The sequence below is a fragment of the Acidisoma sp. genome (genome assembly GCF_035492295.1).
Classification (GTDB): domain Bacteria; phylum Pseudomonadota; class Alphaproteobacteria; order Acetobacterales; family Acetobacteraceae; genus Acidisoma.
The window spans coordinates 1-17612 of the sequence record NZ_DATJJK010000155.1 but is presented as its reverse complement, the minus strand read 5'-3'; the positions used below and the strand labels follow the sequence as shown (position 1 = coordinate 17612).

Here is a 17612-nt window from a genome sequence, read left to right as displayed (position 1 = left end):
GGGACGGTGCGCAGCATCGAGTATCGCGGCCGCGCCTTCTTCGGCACGGCCAGCCTCGCCGACGGCACCGATGTCTTCTTTCGCAGCGAGATGCGTCTCTCCATCGGGCAGAGGATCGGCTTCACGGCGCCCCCGTCCCAGGTCCTCGTCTTCGCCGAGGACGGATCGTGAGCGCGACCGTGCCCGCGCCCGCGCGGCAGGAGGTGAGGCGCGCGGGCATCCCGCTGCGCCAGCGGCTGCGGGCGCGCGGAATAGACGGCATCACGCTGCTGGTGCTGCCTGCGCTGCTCGCGCTGATCGCCCTCTTCGTCTATCCCTTCGTCTATGGGCTGGTGGTCTCCTTCGCGCCGAAGGTCGGGCCTTTCTACGAGAATTACCGCAAGTTCTTCAGCGACCCGTTCCTGCGGTCGACCATCTGGCATACGCTGGCGCTCGCTTTCCCGACGACGCTCCTCAGCATTCTTCTCGCCCTGCCCATCGCCTTTCGGGTGCGACTGATGCGACGCCAGAGGGCATTAACGACCATTCTGCTGTTGCCGATGACACTCGGCACCGTTCTGGTGGCGCAAGGGCTGCTGACCTATCTTGGCCCCCATGGCTGGTTCAACCGGGTTTTGCTTCTGCTCCACATCACCCAGGCGCCGTTGCTGCTCACCAACAACTACTGGGGCGTCTTCGCCTCCCTGGTGCTGACCGGCTTTCCCTTCACTTTTCTGCTTACCCTTTCCTATGTCAGCGGTATCGATCCGGCCCTGGAGGAGGCGGCGGCGACGCTCGGGGGCCGCGCCTGGGACCGCTTCAGGCGAATCTTTCTGCCATTACTGGCCCCGGGCCTCGCCGTGACCTTCTGCCTCTCCTTCGTGCAGTCCTTCTCGGTCTTTCCCTCGGCCGTTTTGCTCGGTGCGCCGGCCGGCAGCACGCATGTGATCTCCATCGCCGCCTATCAGGCGGCCTTCGAGCAATACAACTACTCGCTCGGGTCCGCGATCGCGATGATCATGGGCGTGGTCCAGCTTGTCATTGTGATCGCGGTTCTGGCCAGCCGGCAGCTTTTCTACCGGGGCCCGGTCGGGGGCACCAAGGGATGACGCCATGATCCGTGAAGAGGGTCTCGCCGCCCGGCTCTGGCGTTTCGCAATCTGGGCCGCCGTCGCCGTATTCGTCCTCAACGTCGTTGCGGTCATCGCGGTCGTCGTCATCGACTCCTTCGCCGCGCGCTGGTTCGGCACCTGGCTTCCGCCGGCCTTCGTCACGCACTGGTATTCGGACGCCTGGAACGATTTCCAGCTGTCCGACATCCTGATCGTCACCTTCGAGATCGTGGCGGCCGTCGTCGTCATCTCGGGTGTGCTCGGCGTGACCGCCGCCTATGCCATGGCGCGGCGCAATTTCCCGGGCAAGCAGGCGGTTATGCTCATCTTCCTCGCCCCCCTGCTGGTCCCACCTTTGACATACGGCATTCCGCTCGCGACCCTGCTCTACAAGGCCGGGTTGGGTGGCACGATGGGCGGCGTCATCCTCGCCAATCTCGTGCCCACCGTGCCCTTCATGGTGCTGGTCATGATCCCCTTCATCGAGCAGATCGATCCAAGGATCGAGGCGGCCGCGCGCGTCTTCGGTGCCTCCACCTTCAGCCTTTTCATCCGCGTCCTGGTGCCGCTGCTGCTGCCTGGAGTCCTGTCCGGGCTGCTGCTGGTGATGGTGCGCACCATCGCGATGTTCGAGCTGACCTTCCTGACCTCGGGCCCGACGAGCCAGACGCTTGTGGTCGCGCTCTACTATGCGGTCTTCGCCTCCGGTGTCCGTGCGGGTCAGGAGGTCGATGTCATGGCCGTGGTCTACATGATTTCGACGTTGATCTGGCTGCTCATCGCGCTGCGTTTCGTGAGCCCGACGCAGATCGTCTCGCGCGCCAAGCAGCGCGCCTGACTCTACATCGGAAGGTTGCGAAGCTCGGCCACGGCAGTCATGACTCCGCGGAGTTCCGCGAGCCCGCGCAGGCGGCCGATGACCGGGTAACCCGGATGGGTTTTACGGCCCCGGTCACTCAGCAACTCGTGCCCGTGGTCGGGCCTCAGCGGAATGCGCCAATGGGCATCGCCGGCCGCGCGTCGCCTGCCGGCGGCCTCCATCAGCGCCTGGATCACCGGCACCATGGGCACGTCGCCGCCCAAGTGATCCGCCTCCATGAAGGAGCCGTCGGGTTCCTTCGTCACATTGCGGAGATGGGCGAACCAGGTGCGGTCGGCAAAGCGGCGGGCAATGGCCGGCACGTCATTGCCGACACCGGCACCGAGCGAACCCGTGCAGAGTGTCAATCCATTGGCGGGGCTGTCCACGGCGCCGAGGATGAAGGCGATGTCGTCTTCGGTCGAGACGATGCGGCTGAGACCGAACATCGGCCGCGGCGGATCGTCGGGATGGATGCAGAGGCGGATGCCGACCTCCTCGGCCGTCGGCACCACCTCGCGCAGAAAGCGCGCAAGATTCTCGCGCAGCCTTGCCTTGTCGATGCCAGCGTAGCTCTCCAGCATGTGGCGCAGGCTTGGGATGTCGTAACGCTCATAGGCGCCGGGCAGGCCCGCCATGATCGTCGCCAGCAACTCGTCCTGGTCCGCGGGGCGCGACGCATCGAACCAGGCGCGCGCACGGGTCAGTACCGCGGGCTCATACGCGGCCGCGGCGCCGGGGCGTTCCAGCATGAAACAGTCGAAGGCCGCGATTTGCTGCGCATTGTAGCGCAGGGCGGTGCCGCCGCCGGGTAGTGCCGCCCGCAGTTCCGTCCGCGTCCAGTCCAGAATGGGCATGAAGTTGTAGCAAACGGTGCGAAGGCCGGCTGCCGCGAGGTTGCGCAACGACTGGCGATAGTTCTCGAACAGCGCATTCAATTGGCCGGAGCCGCGCTTGATGTCCTCGTGCACCGGCAGGCTCTCGACGACGCTCCAGCGCAGGCCGAGCGCAGGCTCGGCCTCGATCAGCGCGCGGCGCTCGGCAATGGCCTCCTGCGTCCAGACGGCGCCATAGGGAATCTCATGCAGCGCGGAGACGATGCCCGAGGCACCAGTCTGCGCGATCTCCCGCAGCGTGACAGTGTCGCCGGGGCCGAACCATCGCCAGGTCTGTTCCATGCGCCCTGCGCTCCGGTCAGGCCGGTGCCATATCGGCCACAATTTTTCGCAGCGCCTCTTCGAAAACCTCCGGCGTCTGGCCGCCCGATATCAGATAGCGCTCGTCGATGACCACGGCCGGAACCGAGGTGATGCCGCGCGACTGCCACAGATGCTCGGCCGCGCGCACCTCGGCGGCAAACCGGTCCGAGTTCAGCACCGCACGCGCCGCCTCGCCGTCCAGCCCCGCCTTCACAGCGGCCGCCACCAGCACGTCATGATCGGAAGGGCTTTTGCCCTCGGTAAAATAGGCGTCGAACAGCGCGTGTTTCAGTGCCGCCTGATGCCCTTCCAACTCGGCCCAATGCAGCAGGCGATGCGCGTCGAAGGTATTATAGATACGGCTCTCATCCGACATCGCCATGGTGAAGCCCACGCCCGCCGCGCGTTCGCGGATCATCTGGCGCGTGGCAGCGGATTGCGCCGGCGTGGAGCCGTATTTCTGCGTGATATGCTCAACGATATTCTGCCCGGCGGCGGGCATGTCGGGATTGAGTTCGAAGGGCTGAAAGTGGATGTCGGCGTCGATCACGTCGCTTGTCCGCGCCAGGGCCTCTTCCAGGCCGCGCAGGCCGATGATGCACCAGGGGCAGGAAACATCCGACACGAAGTCGATCTTCATGCTGCGTGTCATCGTCACATCCTCTCCATCAGCGAAGCCCCTATATGGACCTACGCCCGAAGAGCATCAACCGCACTGTCCGATCCACGCGGCGCGAGGCCATACCGCTCCATCTTGCGGTAGAGCGTGCTGCGGGAAATGCGCAAGCATCGGGCGGCCTCTGCCAGGTTGCCGTGGCAAGCGCGCATGGCCTGCAGAATAGCCGCGCGTTCCGCATCCTCTAGGCTCGCGCCACTCCGCTCGCCCGCGGCGGCCGCGCCCGGATGGCCGCCGGATCGTTCCAGCAAGTCCGTGACCTCCGCCTCGGTCACCTGCTCGGTCTCGGCCATCAGCAGCAGGCTCTCGACCAGATTGCGCAGCTCGCGCACATTGCCGGGCCAGTCGTAGTCGCCAAGCAGCGCCAGAATAGGCTCCGCGAACAGGCGTTCCGGCACCCCGTGGCGCGCGGCCAATTGCCGGTTGAAATGCGCGATCAGCAGCGGGACATCCCCTGCCCTCTCCCGCAGCGGCGGCGGCTGAATGCGGGTTACGCTCAACCGGTGATAGAGATCGCGGCGGAACCGCCCGGCCGCCACCTCTTCCAGCAGATGGCGGTTGGTCATGGCGACCAGCCGCACATCCACCGGATGCGGCTGGCCGCTTCCAAGGCGGTAGATGACGCCATCTTCCAGCACGCGCAGCAGGATGGATTGCAAATCCAACGGCATTTCGCCGATCTCGTCGAGGCAGAGCGTGCCACCATGCGCCTGCTCGAAACGGCCGATGGCGCCGCCGGAGGTCGCACCGGTGAAGGCGCCGCGGACGTAGCCGAAAAGCTCGCTCGCCAGCAGTTCCTTCACCACCGCTCCGCAATTGAAGACGATGAAGGGGTGGCTGTCCCGCATCTCGCCGTGCAGGGCGCGGGCGAACAACTCCTTGCCGACGCCGGTCTCGCCCTCGATCAAGACGGGCACACGCTTGCCGCGCAGCTGGCGGGTGCGCGTCAGCGCCTGTTCAAGCTCTGGGCTTTGGCCAATGATGGCGCTGAAGCCGGCCTCCGCCGCGTCAGCAACGGCGACAGAGCGAGCCAGGGGTTTCTCGGGAATCACCAGAACGGCCCCGATCGCCCGTCCGTCGACCCGGATGACATTGAACCAGTCGGCCCGCAGCGGCGCCGGCAAGGAGACGGCCCAATCATCGACCGTCGCCTGCGCATCGAGGCCCGGCAGCCGGTGACCCAGGGGGACCAGATCAGGCAGGCGTCCGCTGTTATGGACCAGACGCCCCTCCCGATCGATCGCGACAAGTCCGGCAACGTCGGTCGCTGTCATCCGCTCCAGACAGGCTTCCAGCAGGCGCATCCGCTCCCGGCTCGCGCGCTCGTTCATCACCATTTCGATCTGCCGGGCGATCGAGACCGCGAGGCTGAGATTGTTGCGCTGATAGGTGCTGGTCGGGCCTGAAATATCGAGAATGCCGAGCACCTCTCCGGTGCCGAGCGCGAAGATCGGCGCGGCGGCGCAGGTCCAGGCCTTGATGCCTTCGCAGAAATGCTCCGAGGCATGAACCTGGGCGGGGCGACGCGTGGCCAGCGCCGTGCCGATGCCATTCGTGCCGACCGTATCCTCCCGCCAGTCGCCGCCCTGCATCAGATGGATGCTCTGCCCGGCATCCAGGGTCTGATGGTCGCCCACCGCATCCAGCACGATGCCGTCCGGGTTGGTGAGCAGCATGAGGGAGCGGGAACCGCCGAAAAGCGGCGCCGAGGTCGCGAACACATCCGCCGCCGCGCCGAGAAGATCGGCATGGCGTTCGCGCAGATGCTCCATCGCATCGCCCCGGGCCGCGAGCGGGGCAGCCCTGCCGCGGGGATTGATGCCCAGTTCCCGGCTCCGCAGCCAGGAGGAGACGACGAAATTGCGCACGGGATCAATGCCATGCGGGTCATCCGTCAGAAACCTTTCCCAGGCAAGCATCGTGTCGCGGCCAGCACTGCTGTGCTGGATATTGAACGGTGGCAAGCCCTGCGGGTCAGGCTGTCGGCCTGGCATGGCTAATCCTTCCCTGGCGCCCGCCTGATCAGCGGGCGGTTCGACGCTCGAGCGGCGCGTTCTTTTGCCGACAGGATAGCGCCGATCCGTCGGCAACCGCCAGCCCGATAGACCAGGGGTTCAGGCTCGGCCGAGCCGCTCAGCACCTCCCCCCAAAGCAGGGCCTGCCGTCGGGTCATGCCCATCCGGAATGCTCGCGACCAGGGTCTGGGTGGTCAGGATCAATCCGGCGACAGAGGCCGCATTGCGCAGCGCCGTCACGCTGACCTTGACGGGGTCCAGCACGCCGGCCGGCATCAGGGCCAGAATATCGCCATTTCGCGCATCCAGACCCTCGCCGCGTCGCGCTTGAGCGACCCGGGAGACGATCTCCGTCGCGTTCAGCCCGCAATTGGCCGCGATACAGGAAAGCGGCTGGGCCAGGGCGCCCTGCAACAGCGCCGCCCCCAGCCGTTTGCCGCCGCTCAGCCGCTCCATCATCGGCAATAGCTCCGGCCCGATCTGCACCAGAGCGGTGCCACCACCCGCAACCACGCCGTCCTGCAGCGCGGCACGGGTCGCGTTGATGGCATCCTCAATCATCTGCACCCGACGCTTCTGCTCCACAGGCGTCGCACCGCCGGCCAGAATGATCGCCGAGCCGCCCGAAAGCTTGGCCAGCCTTTCCTGCAGCTTGTCGCGCTCGATATTCTGGGGCGCCGCATCCAGCTGCCGCGTTACCTGAGCGCGGCGCGCGGCAATCACGGTCGGATCTCCGCCGCCGGCGCTGATGATGGTCTGGTTCGCCGAAACGCGGACCTGCCGGGCCTCGCCCAGATCCCGACGGGTGACCGCAGAGAGGGACCCGCCAAGCTCGCGCGCGATCACCCTTCCGCCGGTGACGATGGCGATATCCTCCAGCATCGCGCGGCGCCAATGGCCGTATTCGGGAGGATGGATGGCGGCGACCGCAGGCAGCCCACGCTCCCGCCGCCCGAGGAGTTGCATAATGCAGCTGGGTGCGATTTCCTCCGCCAGGATCAGCAGCGGCCGCCGGCTGCCCTCGAGCAAAGCCTCGATCGCGCTCGCATCTTCCGGGCCCGAGAGCTTGAGGTCCGTCATCAGGATGAGCGGATCTTCCAGCACCACCTGCATGCGCTCGATATCGGTAACCATGTGGTGGGAAAGGTAGCCGCGGTCGAAGGACATGCCGTCCACAACCTCCAGCAGCGTTTCCACCGTGGTGCCGAATTCCACGGTGACGATGCCGTCCGGCCCGACCCGCTCCAGCGCTTCGGCGACCATCGCCCCGGTCGCCGCATCATTCGCGGCGATAGTCGCGACCGCGCGGGTCTCTTCCGGCCCGGAGAGCGGCCGGGCGCTGCGGTGGAGGGCTGCCAGAGCCTCCGTTACAGCCAGTTCCAGCCCAGCCACGAGATCAACCGGGCTGGCGCCTTCAGCAAGGAAGCCGAGGCCCTGCTGCACCATGGCATCCGCCAGTACCGTCGCGGTGGTGGTGCCGTCGCCTGCGATATCATTGGTCTGTTTGGAAACCTCCCGCAGCACCTGCGCGCCCATATTCTCAAAGGGGCAAGGCAGCTCGATCTCCTGCGCGATGCTGACCCCGTCGCGCGACACCAGGGGCGTGCCGATCGGGCGGTCGATGATCGCATTCATGCCGCGGGGGCCGAGCGTGCCGCGCACCGCCCGCGCAAGCTTGCCGACACCGCGGCCCAGGGCCTGGCGCGCCTCATCATCGTGCAGCATCATTTTGGCCATCGCATCTCTCCGTTTCCTGTCTTTCCTCGCGTCCCTTTTGCGCCGGTTGAAGGTCCCGGCGGGTGCGCGTCGTTCGGTCAGAGGCGGCTGGGTTGTTCAGCCGGCAAGGCGTGAATGAAGTCGAGCAGGCCCGGCTCGCGATCCTTGCTCTCCTCCTCGTCGAAGCGCGCCGCGAGCAACCCCCGGCACAGCGCGCCGTTGAACTCCACATTCACCGCAACCCGGCGAAGCGCGCGGATATGGGCCCGGAACGCCTCGGGCGGGACGGCGGCTCCCGCTTCGTCGACGAAAGCCGGGTCCTCTGTCCCCACCGGCCCCACGACGGCCCGACGGTCGAGATAGCGCGCGATGAGCTTCCTGGGCGCTTCCTCGGTGCCGAGTGCGACCAGTTCCGCGATGGAGAGATCGGCAAGGATTTCGGCGGCATAGCCCGCGGCCAACAAGTGCTCGACCAAGGCGACCTGACGGCGCTGAAAAGCCTTGACGAGAAAGGTGCGGCGGAGCGCTTCCAGATCGCCATCGGAGGCATCGCCGAAAGACGTCTGGAAAGAGCGTTTGGCGGCGATGCCGGCATTGATGGTGTCGGCATACATGTGGTCGCCAAGGATCACCGAAACATCGGTGACCCAGGGCAGGCTTGCCACCGCAAGCCGCATATCCTCCGCCATCAGAAAGGCGAAGTTGGCGGCACACCAGTAGGTCGGCAGGCGGAAGGTGACATCCACCGCGCCCGCGGGACTGACCGCGACCGCCGTGACGAAGCGAAGCTCCGTCACGGATTCGTCCAGTTCAGGATCGTTGACGGTCCCGAGCTGACGCCAGACCTCGCTTTCGCGGCTCATTCGGCGGCGACGCTTTGGCGATAGCCCAAAGCAGCCTTCTTGGCTTCGATGTCGATGTTGTAGATGCGCGCCGCGTTGAGTCCGAGGATCTTCTTCTTAGCCGTGAGCGAGAGGTCGACCTTCGTCTCCTTGCGGACATCATCCGGCAGTTCGAATTCCATGAAGGCATCGACCAACCATTTCGGCGTCCAGATGCCGTAATCGCTGCCGAAAAGGATGCGATCCTCACCAAGCCAGAAGAGCAGCTCGGAAATGATATGGGCAAAATAGCCGGGGCGGCTGTGAATGAAGGGGAGTGCCACCGCAAGCCCGCCGTAAACGTTCGGCTCCTGCACCGCGATCCAGCAGAAATCATCAAGGCGCGGCAGGCCGCAATGCTCGACGATGAAGTTCAGGTTGGGGAAACAGGTGGCGGCATCGTCGATATCCGCGACATCGAAGGCATCGCGGTTGAGCGGCAGGATGGTCGGCCCCTTATGGACATGGATGTTCTTGATGCCGAGCTTCTCCGCCCGCTCGAGGTAGCGCTTCGCATGGTCATCGGACAGCTTGTAGCCCTTGCTGTCACCGATCCACTCGGCTGTGTAGAGTTTTACGCCTTTGATCTTGTATTGCTCGACGTCCGCCTGCAGTTGCTCAAGTCCGGCCTCGCCGTGGCGCGGATCGAAAGCGCCATTGATGACGAAACGCTCTGGGTACCGGGTGCCGAGGCTGGCATTCTGCTCCAGCGTATTGAAGCCGTTCTTGTAGAATTCCTTGAGATAGGTGGGCTGAAAGATCGCCATATCGTCGTAGCCCTTGACGAAGAGATCCTCATACATCGTCTCGGCGCCGTATTTTTCGAACTTCTCCCGCGGCCACACCTCCTCCTTCGGACTGAGGGCCGCATGGTAGCCGTAGAAACAATTGATGAACTCGGCACCATGGACATTCCGCTGGTTCTCGGGGCTCCCGTCCCAGAGATGAACGTGCCCGTCGATTACGAAGATTTCTTCGCCGTCTTTTGTCTTGTACATTTTTGTTCCCTTCCTGGACGTTCGTGCGATCTTTCAGATGAATTCCTGAACGTCGTCCATATTGCCGAACAGCACGACGGTATTGTCATCCACCATCACCATCCGGCCGTAGTGCGTGGATGTGCAAATCTCGAAAAGATGCGGGGTCATCTCGCGGCCGAGCCGCTCGGTGATCTCATCCATCTTGAATTCCATCTTCCCCTCGCCGTCGATGCGGATCATCGCCGGCATGTAGGTGACGGTAACGCCGGGCTTCTCGCCCATGACCTCGGCGATGACGCGGGATTCCACGCTGTCATTCATGGTCACCCCGCACTCGACCGAAATCGTCGTCTCGAACTGCATGTCCTTCATGGACTTGAAGATATTATCGGTATGGGACATCGGCTTTTCCTTGTGCGTTCAGGGCGGATGATCAGACGTCGACAATCGACTGCACGTCGATGGCGGTCTCGGCACCGATCGCGCGGAGGCGGTTCTTTGCCAGTTCCAGCGCTTCGGGGAACTGAGCGACCTTCACCCGGGGCTGCGACCAGATCGGCTGCAGTCCGCGCGCCGCTGCCATGGCGAGCGTCCCGTGCTTGTGCAGCCAGGTGCCGAAGAGACGGCGGTTGTGGGCGCCATGGGTCTCGTCCAGTTCCAGCATGCGGAATAGCTCGATGGCATTGGCGAGATTGCGTTCGTAGTCACCTTCGGCGGCGGAAACGACGGCGGGAGTGATGAAGTCGTTTTGAGAAGCCGCCGCCTGCATGATGAAGCCGCTGCGGAACAGCTCGCCGACCAGCGGTTCGAAGATCAGGTTGACGGCAAAATACTGCTCGAGGAAATCCGTGGCACCGCTAATCGTCTCGATCGCGCGGCGCGTCTCCTGCCAGATCGGGTCATCCACCCAATGGCGCTTGCCGGCATCGCCGTCGAACGTCTCGATATCCATGCCGATTTCGGACAGGTAGAGCGTCAGATCCTGCGCGAAGCGGATTTTGTAAGAGGAATTGGTCAGGATCGCATTGTTGATCATCTGCGTATAGCCGTAGCGCTGCGCCTGCATGGTCGCGGTGCCGAGGCCGAATTCCGCGTGCTTGTAGGCGCCGACGTGATCCTGCAGGATCTTGACCCAGGCCGGATCGAAGCGCTTTGGCGCGCCGGCGCGGCGGCCGTTCTCCACGACATTCTGGATCATGCCGCAGATGGTGGATTGCCGCTGATAATGCGTGCGCTCCCATTCCTGGTCGACGCTGCGATAGGCGTGCCAGTCGGACGATTTGGCCTCGGTCCACTTTTCCGAATAGGTCGGCGTGCCGTCCGCGAAGGAGATGATCCAGTCCTGCAGCAGATACCGCTTCGGGTCCGGCTGCACATCGACGGTCATATCCTCGTAGTGCGTCGCCCGCCGCCCCTTAGGGTCGAAATAGTTGTATTTGCGGCTGTCCGACCCGGCAAAGGTCGCGGCCCCCGCGGCACCCGATTTTACCGGGCCTGCCGGTGGTTGCACTGCTGCACTCATGATGTTCTTTCCTTCCCGTTTTGCTTTTGGATGACCGATGGTCAACGAGTGGCCGTTGTGAACTTGTCGAAGTAGATCCGCTCGGGCTCGACCCCGGCCATTTGCAGAATCGGCAGAACGGCGTCGATCATCGGCGGCGGTCCGCACGAATAGGCATCGATCTCTCCGTCCAGCCCCTCCTCCCGCAGCACCCGCGCCACGACGTCGTGAACGAAACCGGTCTCCCCGCTCCAATCATCGTCGGGCTCGGCATGTGACAGGGCCGGGATGAACTTGAAATCGGGCAATTGCGCGCCGATGGCCGCGAACTCTGCGAGATGGAAGAGATCGGCCTTGGTGCGGGCGCCGTAGAAGAAGCGTACCGGCCGCGCCTCCCCCTGGGCGATGTGGTCCTGCAGGATTGACCACAGCGGCGACATGCCTGAGCCGCCACCCACGAGGACGAGCGGACCTGACCGCCCCTCGCGATGAAAGCAGGTGCCATAGGGGCCCTTGACCGTCAGCGTGTCGCCGGTCGCGAGCCCGCCTTCGAGCCGAGACGAAAACGCACCCTGGGGATAGATCTTGATGATGAACTGCAGGGTTCTGACGCCTTCGGCCGATGGCGCATTCGCCATCGAGAAGGCGCGGGTGATTCCGCTGCCGGGAATGGTGATGTCAACATACTGGCCGGCCCAGAAGCGCAAGGGTGCCCGCAGGTCCAGCGTCAGTAGCCGGATATCCCGTGTCAGTTCCTGGACGGAGACGACAGTTGCCGAAATCTCCTTGACCGCGATGGAGCGGCTGAGCAAATCCTCGTCGTAATTGAGCAGTTCCACCGTGATATCGCTATAGGCAAGGCTCCGGCAAAGCAGGATATGGTCGGTGTCGCGTTCCGATTCAGGCAGCGCGAAGGTCGAATATTTCAGCATCTCGACGTCGCCATCGAGCAGTTTCGATTTGCAGCTGGCGCATTGTCCCTCCTTGCAGCCATGCATCACGGAAATGCCCTGGCGGAAGGCGGCATCGAGCACGGTCTCTCCCTCATCCACCGTCATCTCGATGCCCATCGGCTCGAAGCGCACGGTGTGGGTCACAACCTCGGTCTCGGTCTTGGCGATGATATCGTTCATGGCAACCCTTTTCGGGATGCGGCGGGACGGGGCCCGGTTCTGCCGGACCCCCTCCCGTCCTCACCCAATCAGTGGATCGGATTGATCTTGAAGCCCTTGCGGTATTCGGCGAGATGCGCTTCCCGCGCCTCCGGCGTCATGCCGCGGATGGTCAGCAAGGGACTGGCGAGCGTATGGCCACGGACATGATCCAGCGTCCACATCTCGCGGTCGTCGAAGCGCAGATGCGGCTGGGGCACAAGGGTCTTGCCGTCGCCACGAACAAAGCCAAGATCCTGGATGGCATCGGCCAGATCCCAGCCGTGGTAGCATTCCTCCCACTCGCGCCTGCCGCTGAAGCGGCCCATCGCGGGCGTCGGCCGGCCCTCGTAGGTGGCGGCGAAGGCTGTCTTATGCGTCCAATGGCAAAGCTCGGAACAATAGGTGTAGGTCTTGCCGTCAACCTCGTCACACACGATGTCCTCGCGGATCAGGCAGGGCACCATGCAGCTCCAGCAGCGATGCGGATAGACGTAGCCGGTCTCGGTGTTGAAGGTCATCACCGTCTCGCCGGGCTTGCTCAGCTTCCCGTACCACTTCCAGTAATCGCCGAATTCGGCGTACCAGCCCGGATACTTATGCTCGAACCATTCGAAGTCCTTCTCCGTCTGGGCTTCGATCCGCCAGAAGTTGAGCGGCCATCCAACCGAGAAGAATTGTGCGGTCTTGTGCACATAGTGTTTCTTGACCATCCGCTCCCAGGCGGCGCCGACATCATCATGATGGATCTTGATGCCGTATTTCTCGAGCGGCAGCATATAGGTGCGGTAGTAATCCTCGTAGATCCAGCGATGCCAGAGCTCGGCATAGCTTTCCTTGTTCTTGTCGCGATCGGTCGTCGCATATTCAATCAGTGTGCCGATGGCGGCATCAACGATCGCGTGGTTCTGCCAGAAGGCATAGCGCAGATCACGCTCGATAAGCTGGTGGTTGTCCGGATCATTGATGATGGACATCAGCATGGAATGGCCATTGCCGATATGCCGGCTCTCGTCCGACTGCACCGAGAGGAAGACGGTGGGCAGCGCATAGTCGCCATTGCGCGCGGCTTCCGACGGCATGGCGACGAAGAGGGTATTGGTAAAGGCCGTTTCGGCCACCACGGTCAGATAGATATTGGCGGAAGTGATGGCGTCACCGGTGACGAAGCCCTCGGCGAACTGGCGGCCGATGGTGGTCGCGTAGCAGCGGCCGAAAGCGGCTTCGGTAATATCGAACCCGGCAGGGTCGATATAATTCTCCATATACCACTTCTTGAGATTCATCTGGATGGTCGAGTGCCGGAACTCATCCACCATCTGCATCGTGAAGCCGGTACGCAATTCCTCGCCCGGCGCCAGGCGAGCCACCATCGCCATGGACCGCGCCGCCGAGATTTCCGGGAAGGGGATGATCGCCAGGAACAGCTTCATCCATTCGACCCAACGCGGCTCGACATTGCGGAACATGTCACCGCGCAGCGCCGCATCCAACGCGCCATAGACGCGATTGTCCTTTTCCTCCTGCATCGGGAAATAGGACCGCAGCACCTGCTTCATCGGGTCGCGCGGTGCCTTCTTGATTTTGTAGTCCGTCGGGAAGGTCATTGCTTCCTGGACATAGCTTGGCGTCCAGCCCAGATCGGCGACACGCTTCGCGGCCTCGCCGATACTGATTCCCTTCTGTGCTGTGATCTTGGTTAAAGACAGGCCATCAGGCATCTGAACATCTCCTTGGATCTTTTGTGATCTTCTGATCCGCTTGTGCGGCAACGCGACCAATGCAAGTTCATCATCTCTACTGACGAAAGCGATGGGCAACGCCACCTTATTAAGAGATAGCAAGTGTTGTGCCAGATCCAGACTATCCGTCTTTGCGAGGATCTATGCAAGTATTTGTATAAGGTCCTTAATTACTGCGATGCAGCATGTCTTATTATGAGACACCGCAGTGTATTACTGTATCAGATTGGGACAGTCAGGCCGATGGCTCGGTGCTGCCGGGCCGGCCGATGGGCTTGCCGTCTGCGATGAAGCGCGCCGCCAGAATCAAGGTTCCCATGGTGAAATCCTTGCCGTGGGCGTCGATCATCTCCTGCGCCAGCAGACCGAGGCGTTTGAAAAACTCGTCCTTGGAACGATCTTCGTCCGTCATCGTCGCTTCCCCTGCGGCCATCACGGTATCAAGACCGCGCGGCCGCGGATGCGACCGTGATGGAGGTCGTGCAATGCTTGGTTGGCGTCAGCCAACCGGTATTCGCGCGTGGACAGATGAACCAGGCCGCGATCGGCGAGCGCCATCAACTCGACGAGTTCCGGGTAGGTGCCGACGAGATTGCCGACGATCGTCTTCTCCGACGTGATCATGTCGAGCGTCGGCATTTCGATGCGGCCGCCATAGCCCACGATATAGTAGAAACCGGCATTGGCGGTCATGGCCAGGCCCTTCGCCACGGCATCGCCCTCGCCCACGAAGTCGATCACCGCCTCCGCGCCGCGGCCACCCGTCAGCGCCATGATGTTCTCAACCTCCTCACCGTCGGCGCGAACCTGGTGATGGGCCCCGCACTCCTTCGCGAGCGCGAGGCCGGTATCTGACCGGTCAACTGCGATGATTTCAGCTGCACAAAGAGCGGCGAGGACCTGAATGCCAATATGGCCGAGACCGCCGGCGCCGATGACGACAACGAACTGGCCGGGCAAGAGGTGGCGGGAGGCTTTCTTCGCGGCGCGATAGGCAGTCAATCCAGCATCGGTGTAGGGTGCCACGTCTTTCGGCGCCAGGCCTGCAGGCAGCTTGATGAGGGAGCGCTGCCCGGTGCGGAGATAGTCGGCATAACCGCCATTGGCATTGACGCCAGGAAACTGGCTGTCCGTCGCATGCATGTCATCGCCACGCCGGCAGGCCAGGCAATGTCCACTGGTCACCAGCGGATGACAGATCACCGCATCGCCCACCGCAAAACCTTCGACCGCCGGCCCCACCTCCTCGATCCAGCCGGCATTCTCATGCCCCATGATATAGGGCAGCTGGACATCCACCTTGCTTCGCCAGATGCCTTCGACGATGTGCAGATCGGTGCGACAGACCCCGGCGCCCCCGACGCGCAGAATAACATCGGTCGGCCGCTCGATCTTCGGATCAGGAACATCCTCGTATTGGACAAAAGTGTCGGATGAGAGCGTCTCATCATAGCGATGCAGAACGGCTGCCTTCATGGCGTCTTTCTCCTCTCGCCCGCTTCATGTTGGCGGGCCTTCACGGCAATCATGATTGCATAGACCGTGCCACCGACTTTGATGCTGTCATAACAATGGTTTGCAGGACCGTTCTCGCGACGCATGCTGTTCCGCGCGGAACAGATGAACGAAAGCAAGTGTTCCGTTTCGGAACAGTTGCCGATGGTGACGCGGCTTTGTTATCCTCCGGCCAAAGTCCCTCGAAGTGGACTGTCAGGAATGAAATGCTGATTTCGGCAGAAGACCGTCTGGTGCGTGCGCGTGCGGTGCTGGAGCGGCGTCACGCCATCGCCACGGATTTGCTGGCGCCCGATATTTCCGCGAGCTGGTCGCGCTGCCTCAGCTATGGACTGGACCCCGAAAGGCCGCCGCCTCTGAAACAGGCCGAGGCTGCGTCTCTGCGCCATGCACGAGAGGCGGCCGGTGCCATGCGCCCCCTGGTGCTGGCCGAAATGGAAAACCTCTATCATCAGATAGCCGGCAGCAATTTCATGATCGCCTTCGCGGGTGGGGACGGGATGTTGTTGGACACGATCGCCGACAACAGCTTCAGTGCCACCGCGCACGCGACGCGCATCCGGCCCGGCTGCCTGTGGTCGGAACAAGGCTGCGGCACCAATGCGCTCGGCAGTGTCGCCGCCACGAAGCGGGCATTGACGATTCATGGCGGCGAACATTTCTTCAGCCGATATGATCAGCTGACCTGCACCGCCGCCCCTGTCTTTGCGCCGGATGGCGCGCTGGCGGGGGTCCTGGATGCGTCTTCGGATTGCCATTCGCGGCAGCAGCACACCCGGGCGCTCGTCTCCATGGCGGCGACCCAGATCGAGAACGGCCTCTTCCGGGACATGTACCGCGCCCATGTCGTGCTGGCCTTCCACAACCGCGCCGAATATCTCCATACGCTGAGCGCCGGGCTGATGGCCTTCGATGCCTCCGGCACGATCCTGGGGGCGACGCCGCGGGCACGGCTGTTCCTGCAGGGTCTGCCGACGATGGCGGGCGGGCGGTTTGACGAGGTCTTCCGCATGCCCTTCGGCGCCTTCATCGATGCTGGGCGGCATGCCCCGCAGACCAGGTTGCAGGATCGCGCCGGCAGTGTTTTCGTGGTCCAGCTGGAACACCTCTCCCCACCACCCAAGGCTGCGTCCCCCAAGCCCGTGCCGCCCAAGCCGTCGGCCGCCGCGCCCGGCTTCGTCGCCACGGACCCCGCGGTCGCCACGGTGCTGCGCCATGTCGAAGCCGCTTCCATGCGCGGCCTGCCGATCCTCATCCGCGGCGAGACTGGCACGGGCAAGGAGCAGCTGGCCCGCCATGCCCATGCGGCGAGTGGGCGGCGCGGCGCCTTCGTGCCGGTCAATTGCGCGGCGCTGCCCGAGACCCTGGTGGAGGCCGAACTCTTCGGCCATGCCGAGGGCGCCTTCACCGGTGCCCGGCGCGGCGGCGCCCCTGGGCTGGTCACCCAGGCCCATGGCGGCACGCTGTTCCTCGACGAGATCGGGGACATGCCACTGACCCTGCAGGCGGTGCTGCTGCGGCTTCTGGATGACTGGACGGTGCGCCCGGTGGGCGGCGGGACCAGCCGCCAGGTGGATGTCCTGCTGGTCGCGGCAACCCATGTCGACCTCGCGGAGCAGGTGGCGAAAGGCCGCTTCCGCGCCGATCTGTATTACCGGCTCGATACGATCGAGGCGACGCTGCCGCCGCTGCGCGCGCGCACGGATTTCGCCGAGATCCTGCGCCATGTTCTGGCAACGCTTGGTCGCAGCACGGAGATCGAGGAGCAGGCGCTCACCCGCCTGGCGCTCCATTCCTGGCCAGGCAATATCCGCGAACTCCGCAACCTGCTGACGCGACTGACCTTGATCGACCACCCTGACCGGATCGATCTCACGGCCGTCGAAGCAGCGCTTGGCGCATCGGCTTGTTCAGCGGTCAATCTGCGTAGCCAGACGGTTGCGCGGATCGCGGCCGTGCATCGGGAATTGGGGGGCAATCTCAGCGCCGCCGCCCGCCGCCTCGGTGTATCGCGCAACACGGTCTACCGGGCCCTGCGAGGCCTGGACGGTTGACCCGTCAGGCGAGCGCGTTCAGTGCGCGGGCGAAGAAGTCCGGTCCGCCGAAATTGCCGGATTTGAGGGCGATGCGCAGCCCGGCGTGATGGGTGCCGATGACGCCGAGCGCCGGCACGCCGGGGGCGATCTCCGCGCCGATGCGGAAGGCCTGCAGCCCGAGACGGTTGACGACGGAACCGGAGGTCTCGCCACCCGCGACGACGAGGCGGCCGAGGCCGGCCTGCGTCAG

General features: G+C 63.9%; 16 protein-coding genes. 3 read left to right on the top strand and 13 right to left on the bottom strand.

Annotated features, from left to right (window positions below):
• The first annotated feature begins 167 nt into the window (after window positions 1-167).
• Complete coding sequence (locus VL752_RS11010; protein ID WP_325355092.1) at window positions 168-1088, top strand: ABC transporter permease; 921 nt, start codon at window positions 168-170, stop codon at window positions 1086-1088.
• Between the two features lie 4 nt (window positions 1089-1092).
• Window positions 1093-1929, top strand: coding sequence for an ABC transporter permease (locus tag VL752_RS11005; RefSeq protein WP_325355090.1), 837 nt, complete (start codon window positions 1093-1095; stop codon window positions 1927-1929).
• A 2-nt stretch (window positions 1930-1931) separates the two neighbouring features.
• On the opposite strand, the gene uxuA is transcribed toward VL752_RS11005, so the two are convergent.
• The 12 genes from uxuA to VL752_RS10945 form a co-directional block, all read right to left on the bottom strand.
• Window positions 1932-3128, bottom strand: coding sequence for a mannonate dehydratase (gene uxuA, locus VL752_RS11000; protein WP_325355088.1), 1197 nt, complete (start codon window positions 3126-3128; stop codon window positions 1932-1934).
• A gap of 16 nt (window positions 3129-3144) precedes the next feature.
• A complete protein-coding gene (locus VL752_RS10995; RefSeq protein ID WP_325355086.1) occupies window positions 3145-3801 on the bottom strand; it encodes a DsbA family oxidoreductase in 657 nt (218 codons plus the stop codon).
• A 38-nt stretch (window positions 3802-3839) separates the two neighbouring features.
• Window positions 3840-5819: a sigma-54-dependent Fis family transcriptional regulator gene (locus VL752_RS10990; RefSeq protein ID WP_325355084.1), complete on the bottom strand. Its 1980-nt coding sequence runs from the start codon at window positions 5817-5819 to the stop codon at window positions 3840-3842.
• 120 nt (window positions 5820-5939) lie between these two features.
• Window positions 5940-7577 (bottom strand): molecular chaperone GroEL, encoded by a 1638-nt coding sequence (locus VL752_RS10985; RefSeq protein ID WP_325355082.1) that lies wholly within the window; start codon window positions 7575-7577, stop codon window positions 5940-5942.
• Window positions 7578-7654: 77 nt separating this feature from the next.
• A complete protein-coding gene (locus tag VL752_RS10980; protein ID WP_325355080.1) occupies window positions 7655-8419 on the bottom strand; it encodes an iron-sulfur cluster assembly protein in 765 nt (254 codons plus the stop codon).
• Window positions 8416-9435, bottom strand: a complete 1020-nt coding sequence (locus tag VL752_RS10975) for an amidohydrolase family protein (RefSeq protein WP_325355078.1) — start codon at window positions 9433-9435, stop codon at window positions 8416-8418. Before VL752_RS10975 ends, VL752_RS10980 begins: the two co-directional genes overlap by 4 nt.
• 33 nt (window positions 9436-9468) lie before the next feature.
• Window positions 9469-9819 carry an MmoB/DmpM family protein gene (locus VL752_RS10970; RefSeq protein ID WP_325355076.1) on the bottom strand — a complete coding sequence of 117 codons (351 nt, stop codon included), beginning with the start codon at window positions 9817-9819 and terminating at the stop codon, window positions 9469-9471.
• 31 nt (window positions 9820-9850) lie between these two features.
• On the bottom strand, window positions 9851-10939 hold the full coding sequence (locus VL752_RS10965) for an aromatic/alkene monooxygenase hydroxylase subunit beta (RefSeq protein ID WP_325355074.1): 1089 nt from the start codon (window positions 10937-10939) through the stop codon (window positions 9851-9853).
• A 41-nt stretch (window positions 10940-10980) separates the two neighbouring features.
• The gene (locus VL752_RS10960) at window positions 10981-12051 is read right to left on the bottom strand and encodes an NADH:ubiquinone reductase (Na(+)-transporting) subunit F (RefSeq protein WP_325355072.1); all 1071 of its coding nucleotides are present in this window, start codon (window positions 12049-12051) and stop codon (window positions 10981-10983) included.
• A gap of 68 nt (window positions 12052-12119) precedes the next feature.
• Window positions 12120-13790, bottom strand: coding sequence for an aromatic/alkene/methane monooxygenase hydroxylase/oxygenase subunit alpha (locus tag VL752_RS10955; protein WP_325355070.1), 1671 nt, complete (start codon window positions 13788-13790; stop codon window positions 12120-12122).
• 256 nt (window positions 13791-14046) lie between these two features.
• Window positions 14047-14223 (bottom strand): hypothetical protein, encoded by a 177-nt coding sequence (locus VL752_RS10950; RefSeq protein ID WP_325355068.1) that lies wholly within the window; start codon window positions 14221-14223, stop codon window positions 14047-14049.
• A gap of 20 nt (window positions 14224-14243) precedes the next feature.
• Window positions 14244-15287, bottom strand: a complete 1044-nt coding sequence (locus VL752_RS10945) for an NAD(P)-dependent alcohol dehydrogenase (RefSeq protein ID WP_325355066.1) — start codon at window positions 15285-15287, stop codon at window positions 14244-14246.
• 245 nt (window positions 15288-15532) lie between these two features.
• On the opposite strand from VL752_RS10945, the gene VL752_RS10940 reads away from it, so the two are divergent.
• Entirely contained in the window at window positions 15533-17380 is a 1848-nt protein-coding gene (locus VL752_RS10940; RefSeq protein WP_325355064.1) for a sigma-54-dependent Fis family transcriptional regulator, read from the top strand.
• A 4-nt stretch (window positions 17381-17384) separates the two neighbouring features.
• Here the strand turns inward: VL752_RS10940 and VL752_RS10935 are convergent.
• A partial coding sequence (locus VL752_RS10935; RefSeq protein WP_325355062.1) for a nucleotide-binding domain containing protein occupies window positions 17385-17612 on the bottom strand: 228 nt, incomplete at its 5' end.

What these genes read in the sequence shown, in the direction of transcription:
- VL752_RS10960 (WP_325355072.1), bottom strand. Translation starts at nt 12,051, where the DNA reads ATGAACGATATCATCGCCAAGACCGAGACCGAGGTTGTGACCCACACC.
- VL752_RS10955 (WP_325355070.1), bottom strand. Translation starts at nt 13,790, where the DNA reads ATGCCTGATGGCCTGTCTTTAACCAAGATCACAGCACAGAAGGGAATC.
- VL752_RS10950 (WP_325355068.1), bottom strand. Translation starts at nt 14,223, where the DNA reads ATGACGGACGAAGATCGTTCCAAGGACGAGTTTTTCAAACGCCTCGGT.
- VL752_RS11005 (WP_325355090.1), top strand. Translation starts at nt 1,093, where the DNA reads ATGATCCGTGAAGAGGGTCTCGCCGCCCGGCTCTGGCGTTTCGCAATC.
- VL752_RS10995 (WP_325355086.1), bottom strand. Translation starts at nt 3,801, where the DNA reads ATGACACGCAGCATGAAGATCGACTTCGTGTCGGATGTTTCCTGCCCC.
- VL752_RS10990 (WP_325355084.1), bottom strand. Translation starts at nt 5,819, where the DNA reads ATGCCAGGCCGACAGCCTGACCCGCAGGGCTTGCCACCGTTCAATATC.
- VL752_RS10970 (WP_325355076.1), bottom strand. Translation starts at nt 9,819, where the DNA reads ATGTCCCATACCGATAATATCTTCAAGTCCATGAAGGACATGCAGTTC.
- VL752_RS10985 (WP_325355082.1), bottom strand. Translation starts at nt 7,577, where the DNA reads ATGGCCAAAATGATGCTGCACGATGATGAGGCGCGCCAGGCCCTGGGC.
- VL752_RS10945 (WP_325355066.1), bottom strand. Translation starts at nt 15,287, where the DNA reads ATGAAGGCAGCCGTTCTGCATCGCTATGATGAGACGCTCTCATCCGAC.
- VL752_RS10940 (WP_325355064.1), top strand. Translation starts at nt 15,533, where the DNA reads ATGCTGATTTCGGCAGAAGACCGTCTGGTGCGTGCGCGTGCGGTGCTG.
- VL752_RS10980 (WP_325355080.1), bottom strand. Translation starts at nt 8,419, where the DNA reads ATGAGCCGCGAAAGCGAGGTCTGGCGTCAGCTCGGGACCGTCAACGAT.
- VL752_RS10965 (WP_325355074.1), bottom strand. Translation starts at nt 10,939, where the DNA reads ATGAGTGCAGCAGTGCAACCACCGGCAGGCCCGGTAAAATCGGGTGCC.
- uxuA (WP_325355088.1), bottom strand. Translation starts at nt 3,128, where the DNA reads ATGGAACAGACCTGGCGATGGTTCGGCCCCGGCGACACTGTCACGCTG.
- VL752_RS10975 (WP_325355078.1), bottom strand. Translation starts at nt 9,435, where the DNA reads ATGTACAAGACAAAAGACGGCGAAGAAATCTTCGTAATCGACGGGCAC.